The organism is Bartonella japonica (assembly GCF_040545385.1).
GTDB classification, from domain to species: Bacteria; Pseudomonadota; Alphaproteobacteria; order Rhizobiales; family Rhizobiaceae; genus Bartonella; species Bartonella japonica.
The window spans coordinates 1-5,105 of sequence record NZ_JBEPLT010000034.1 but is presented as its reverse complement, the minus strand read 5'-3'; the positions used below and the strand labels follow the sequence as shown (position 1 = coordinate 5,105).

Genomic DNA, 5,105 nt, shown 5'->3' with positions numbered 1-5,105 from the left:
AATCTTATTCCATGTCATGGGCTGTGGATAAATAGCCTTTTAAAAACTCTTTAAAAAAATTATCCGCTTTTTTTGCATTTTTTCTGCATTTTTTTCACCATTCATTCAAAATGTATTTAATAAGCTTCATTTAGATTCTTTTGAAGAGAATTAATTCAACAGAATATATCGTTATGGAGTGCTTTCTTTATGCTTCAATCTATTAAGTCCGATAATGAACACGTCACTTTACGCTCTCTCTTAGAGTATTATCGTCAAAGAGCTAAATCACCTCGTGAATTAGGAACCATGTTTGAAAACCTTGTCATGGCTTATTTGAGTGAAGACCCTCTTCAAAAGCAAGAATACGAAAAGGTTCAAACCTATTATGAATGGGCTAAAGAGCATGATGAAGATGGAACCGATATTGGGATTGATTTGGTCGCTACAATCCGTGATGAAGGAGGCTATGCGGCTATTCAATGTAAATGCTATGACGCTTCTCACATAATTAAAAAAGAAGATATTGATAGTTTTATTGCTGCCTCGGGCAAAAAGATCTTCACCCGTCGCATACTGGTTGATAGCACCGAAACAGAGTGGAGTGACAATGTTGAACGGACTTGTGAGGGGCAAGAAATCCGCCCTCAACGCATAAACCTTTTTGATTTGGAAAACAGTCAAATCGATTGGGGGGCTTATAAAGAACAAGGACAAGCCGTCCTTAAAGAGCAACCGAAGAAAAAGCTTTTAGATCATCAAAAAGAAGCCCTTGAGAAAGTCTGTGAAGGGTTACAAGAAGCAGACCGTGGCAAGCTGATTATGGCCTGTGGAACGGGCAAGACTTTCACCAGTTTGAAGATAGCAGAAACCATAGCAGGAACAGGCAAGCGTGTTTTGTTTTTGGTACCCTCTCTTGCTCTTATCTCTCAAACAATTCGTGAATGGACAGAAGATACACAAGTGCCTTTGCGTTCCTTTGCCGTGTGTTCGGATACACAGGTGGGTAAGCGTCGTAAGAATAAAAATGATGATGAAGCTGGTCTCGATGCATCAGACCTTGTTTTACCGGCTACTACCGATGCCAAAGAGCTTGCGCGTAAAGCCAATAAAACTTCTCTTGATGTAATGACCGTGGTGTTTTCTACTTACCATTCAATCCAAGTGATTTCGGATGCGCAAAAAAAGTATGATTTACCCGAATTTGATCTGATCATCTGTGATGAAGCACACCGTACCACTGGAGCTGTGTTAGGAACAGACAAGCGTGAATCTGAATTTATCAAGGTTCATGATAACAGCATCATTCGGGGCAAAAAACGTCTGTACATGACGGCAACCCCTAAGATCTTTACCGACAAGCTGAAAAAGAAGGCTGACGCATCTGATGCTGTTCTGGCGTCCATGGATGATGAAGAGCTCTATGGAAAAAATCTTTACACTTATACTTTTTCAAAAGCTCTAAAAGATAAACTTTTAACACCCTATAAAGTTATCGTCTTGGCTGTTGATGAAGCAATTATTAACGCAACGATTCAGAAACGCCTTAAAGATAAAAATTCCGAACTTATTCTTGATGATACAACCAAAATCATTGGCTGCTACAAAGCGCTTTCCCAAATAGAAAAGAAAGAAGAAGATGGCATAAAACCTATGCGTCGTTCTCTGGCTTTTTGTAAAAATGTCAATACGTCTCAACGAGTTAGTGAAGTATTCAATGACGCCATTGATGAATATCATAAATTTGTTCCAGAAAGTAAAACCTCCCTCAATTTTGAGATTGAACATATTGATGGAACCTTTAATGGCAAAAAACGTAATAAATTACTTGATTGGCTTAAAGAAGAGACAGATGAGAATAACTGCCGTGTGTTAACCAATGTCCGATGTCTCTCTGAAGGCGTCGATGTCCCTGCTCTTGATGCGGTTATGTTTTTACACCCGCGTAAAAGTCATGTGGATGTGATACAGGCTGTGGGGCGCGTGATGCGTCGCGCAGAAGGTAAAACAACAGGCTATATTATTTTACCCGTTGGTATTCCCTTTAATATTCCACCACAACAGGCTTTAGCAAACAATACAAAGTATGATGTCATCTGGCAAGTTCTCAATGCTTTGCGTGCTCATGATGACAACTTTAAAAACAAAATAAAAGCCTTAGAGCTAGACCAAAATGTTCGTCATGTGTTTGAGATTGTAGGGGTCACTTTTGACCCTGCTTCACAAGCAATGACCGCAGTTGTTGACGAACTCTCTTTCCACGCAAAATCGGAAAGTGCTGGGCTTCATATTGGTTCAGTAGCAAGTGAAAATTCTCATAACGATAAAGGACAAAAAGAATTCGAGTTTTATGTTGATGAATTATCGCGTGCTATTAAGCCCATCATTGTCAAAAAATGTGGAGAGCCTAATCAGTGGGGAAATTGGGCTGGCAATGTAGCTGCAATTGCACAAAATCATATTATTCGTCTTAAAAGCATACTCGCTGATAAAAAGAGTGAAGCCTTTCACGCTTTTGATGCCTTTCATAAAGAATTAAAGAACGGTTTAAATGACAGTATCGAACAAGAGGATGCTCTCGAGATGTTGGCGCAACACCTTGTGACACGTCCTATTTTTGAATCCTTGTTTGGTGGAAATGAGTTTGTGAGTAAAAACGCCATCTCGCAAGCGATGGAAAAGATCTTAAGAGAACTTGATAAGATGAATATTAAAGACGAAGCCAAAGATCTTGATAAATTTTATCAAAGTGTAAAGGATGATACAGAGGAGATTATTGAGACGCAAGCAAAACAGAATCTTATTATCAAACTTTACGAAGATTTTTTTACCAAGGCATTCAAAAAGACAACAGATAAACTTGGGATTGTTTATACGCCTATTGAAATAGTTGATTTTATCTTACATTCCGTCAATGATGTTTTAGAGCAAGAGTTTGGAAAAAGCTTAAGTTCTCGAGGCGTCTCTATTCTTGACCCTTTTACTGGAACGGGGACCTTTATTACACGGCTTTTACAATCCAAACTCATCAAACCAGAGGATATGGAATATAAATTCCGTCATGATATTCATGCCAATGAGATTGTCTTGCTAGCCTATTACATAGCAGCGATTAACATTGAATCGACCTATCATAGTCTTATGAAAGGAGAGTATATCCCTTTTGAAGGAATTTGTTTAACTGATACGTTTTTGATGCTTGAAGAAAAAGATTTCTTCACACACTATATGTTTGAGAATTCAGAGCGGTGTAAAAAACAGCAGGAAGTAGATATCCAAGTTATTGTTGGCAATCCTCCTTATTCAACAGGTCAAAAAAGTGCTAATGACAATGCAAAGAATACCCCTTACCCGATATTAAATGACCGTATTCGTGAAACTTATGCTGCTCAATCTAAAGCAAGTCTTAGGCAAGCACTTTACGACAGTTATATACGTGCTATCCGCTGGGCTAGTGACCGTATTGGTAATGCTGGAGTAGTCGGCTTTGTTTCTGGTTCTAGTTATGTAGAAAAGCCAACAATGGACGGTTTACGAAAATCTTTAGCCAAAGAGTTTACGAGTATTTATGTGCTTAATTTACGGGGGGATATCCGTAAAAATATGTTAAGTAATGGAGCTGCTCAAGAAGGTGAAAATGTTTTTGGCAATGGTAGTATGACCGGTATCGCTATAACGCTCTTTATCAAAAAGCCCAATGTGACTGAATCATGTAAAATTTACTATCACGACATTGGTAGTAATCTTACAACTAAAAGGAAACTTGAGATCCTTGACGAATTCTACAGTATTGATGGTATTACCCATGAACAAGGCTGGCAACTCATTACACCAGACAAGCATGGTGATTGGCTTGGTCAACGTGATGATAGTTTCAAGGCATTTCTATCTATGGGGGATAGAAAAGAACGTAATAAAAAGCTTTTTAAAAATTTTTCTTGTGGTCTAAAAACTAATCGTGACGCTTGGGCATATAATTCAAGCTGTATATCTCTTGCAAAAAATATGAGTAATATGATTAGTTTCTATAATAGCGAAGTAGAGCGTTTTAATAATACTTATGCACATTCTGATCGCAAAACACGTATAAATGCTGTAGATAATTTTGTTAACACGGATACAAAAAAAATTAGCTGGAGCCTTAAGCTAAAACAACAGTTAACAAAAGGAAAAGTTTTTGAATTTGAAGAGACATGCCTTATTCAAAGCCTATATCGTCCTTTTACGCAGCAATGGCTTTATTACAATCGCATCTTTAATGAAGCAGTCTGTCAAATACCATATATGTTTCCCATGGAAGATGTTATTTTAAATAGGGTGATACAAATTTCTTCTGTAGGAGCAAGAAGTGGATTTTCTGTTTTGATGACAAAAAGTTTACCTGATTATTATGCAATAGATAATGGACAATGCTTTCCAAGATATTTTTACGAAGACACTCCAGTTTCAAAAAGTAAAAGTGAAAAACAATCCCATTTATTTATGCATTCTACAGAAGAAAGCACAACTGTTGGTTTACAGAGGCATGATGCCATAACTGATGAAGGTCTAGACCATTTTAAAGCGGCTTATCCTAATGAAAAAATCACTAAAGATGATTTGTTCTATTATGTTTACGGTTTGCTTCATTCGGAAGATTATCGCTCTCGTTATGCTGATAACCTTTCTAAAGAACTGCCTCGTATCCCTTGCGTAAAAACTGCTGATGATTTTTGGAAGTTTGTAACAGCAGGACGTGAACTAGGTCATTTGCACATGAATTATGAAGATGTAGAGCTTTATCCAGTCACATTTAAAAAGGGTAATCCAAAATTAACTGACATTTCTAATCCCGAAAAGTTTTATTATGTAACTGAAATGAAATTCGCAAAAATTAAGAATAGTAAAGAGAAAGATAAATCAACTGTTTTTTATAACAGCAATATCACAATAACAGATATCCCTCTTGAAGCTTATGAATATATCATCAATGGCAAACCCGCTCTTGAATGGGTTATGGGACGTCAATGTGTTAAAACAGATAAAAAGAGCGGTATTGTGAATGATGCCAATCGCTATGCTGTTGAAACCATTGGCAACCCTGCCTACCCTCTAGAGTTATTTCAGAGGGTTATTACCGTAAGTTT

Annotated in this window: 1 protein-coding gene; it reads left to right on the top strand. The window is 37.4% G+C overall.

Annotated features, from left to right (window positions below; translation table 11 throughout):
• Positions 1–189: 189 nt before the first annotated feature.
• A partial coding sequence (locus ABID39_RS07580; RefSeq protein WP_354187535.1) for a DEAD/DEAH box helicase occupies positions 190–5,105 on the top strand: 4,916 nt, incomplete at its 3' end.